The 1,789-nt window shown below is 67.4% G+C and carries 2 protein-coding genes; one reads left to right on the plus strand and one right to left on the minus strand.

What is annotated here, in order from left to right; all coding sequences use genetic code 11:
• Window positions 1-178: 178 nt before the first annotated feature.
• On the plus strand, window positions 179-928 hold the full coding sequence (locus KTN05_RS17455; RefSeq protein WP_254368341.1) for an amino acid ABC transporter ATP-binding protein: 750 nt from the start codon (window positions 179-181) through the stop codon (window positions 926-928).
• On the opposite strand, the gene KTN05_RS17460 is transcribed toward KTN05_RS17455, so the two are convergent.
• Window positions 912-1,789: GlxA family transcriptional regulator (locus tag KTN05_RS17460; RefSeq protein ID WP_217330641.1), on the minus strand; the 878-nt coding region annotated here is incomplete at its 5' end. The two genes, KTN05_RS17455 and KTN05_RS17460, sit on opposite strands and share 17 nt — an antisense overlap.

The following is a 1,789-nucleotide window of genomic DNA, read 5'->3' on the forward strand; positions in this document are numbered from 1 at the left end:
GTGAACGAGATCATCAGCCTGACCCGTCAGGCGATGGAGGCCGAGGGCAACTACCCCGAGCTTCTGATGCCCTTCTACAGCTTCGCGCTGCTGCTTTTCCTCGTCTACTGCTACCCGATCGCCCGCCTGACGATGCGGCTGGAGCGGCGCTTCGCCGTCAAGAACTGAGAGGTTCCCGATGACCGACTGGAACGAGAACGACCCCATCGTCCGCCTGCGCGATGTCCACAAGTCCTTCGGCCAGGTCGAGGTGCTGCGCGGCATCAGCTTCGACGTGATGAAGGGCGAGGTGATCTGCATCATCGGCCCCTCGGGGTCGGGCAAATCGACGCTGATCCGCTGCATCAACGCGCTGAACGACATTCAGGCCGGCTCGATCCAGGTCGAGGGACTTGAGGTGCACGATCCCAAGCTCGACAAGCTGGCGCTGCGCCGCAAGGTCGGGATGGTGTTCCAGCAATACAACCTGTTCCCGCACAAGACGGCGCTTCAGAACGTGATGATGGCGCCGATCAAGGTGCTGAAGGAAAACAAGGCCGAGGTCGAAACCCGCGCCCGCGCCCTGCTGAAGAAGGTGCGACTGGAGGGGAAAGAAGATCACTATCCCGGCGAGCTGTCCGGCGGCCAGCAGCAGCGCGTGGCCATCGCCCGCTCGCTGGCGATGCGGCCCGACGTGATGCTGTTCGACGAGGTGACCGCGGCCCTTGACCCGGAAACGGTCAAGGAGGTGCTGGTCACGATCAAGGATCTGGCCGCCGAGGGCATGACCTGCATCCTCGTGACGCACGAGATGGGCTTTGCCCGCGAGGTGGCGGACCACATCTATTTCACCGACCGGGGCGTGATCGTGGAACACGGCCCGCCGGCCGAGTTCTTCACCAGCGCCAAGGACCAGCGGACGCGTGATTTCCTCAATCAGGTGCTCTGACGGGATGACGGGCGACCGCCTCTGCCGCCCGCCGCCTGCGGCCGGGCGGCATCCCGTATTTTTCGGCAAAGCAGCGGCTGAAATGGGCGGCGCTGGCAAATCCGGTCATCACCGCGATCTCCAGCACCGGCAGCGCGGTCTGCTGCAGCAGCTCGTTCGCCTTGGCCAGCCGCAGGTCGCGGTAGAAGCCGGTCATCGTCTCGCCGAGATGGGCCGAGAACAGCCGCTGCAACTGCCGGGCGCTGGTGCCGGACAGGGCCGCAAGCTGGTCGGGTGCCAGCGGGTCGGCGAGGTGGGTGGCCATCAGCTCGACCGCCGCCTCCAGCGCCGGATGATGCAGGTCGAAACGCTGCCCCGCGCCGGGCTGCTGCGGCTCGTCGGCGGTGCGCAGGCGCGGGTGGATGAACCAGCCGCTGACCTCGCGGGCGAAGTTTGCGCCATGTTCCCGCGCGATCAGCGCCCCCATCATGTCCATCGCAGCGACCCCTCCCGCGCAGGTATAGCGGTCGCGGTCGATGACATAGATCGCCCGCTCGATCAGCAGGTCGGGGCCGTAGTCCTGCAGCGCGTCGATATGGGTCCAGTGGACCGTGAAGCGCCGCCCCGCCATCAGCCCCGCCTTGGCCAGATGCGCCGAGCCGCCAGAGATCCCGCCGAGGCGCACCCCCTGCTGCGCCAGCCCCCGCAGGGCGCGCGCCAGCGCCGGGTCGTCGTGGAGCATGGGGTTCCCGCCGGAGACGACCAGCGCAAGGTCCAGCCCCGCCGAGGCAGCATCGGCCAGCGGCCGCGTGTCGAAGCCCCCGCCCGAGGTCGAGGCGGCGAACCCGCCCGCGACGGAGTGGAACTGGAAATGGTAAAGCG

This window comes from Paracoccus sp. Z118 (assembly GCF_019061185.1).
Taxonomy (GTDB): domain Bacteria; phylum Pseudomonadota; class Alphaproteobacteria; order Rhodobacterales; family Rhodobacteraceae; genus Paracoccus.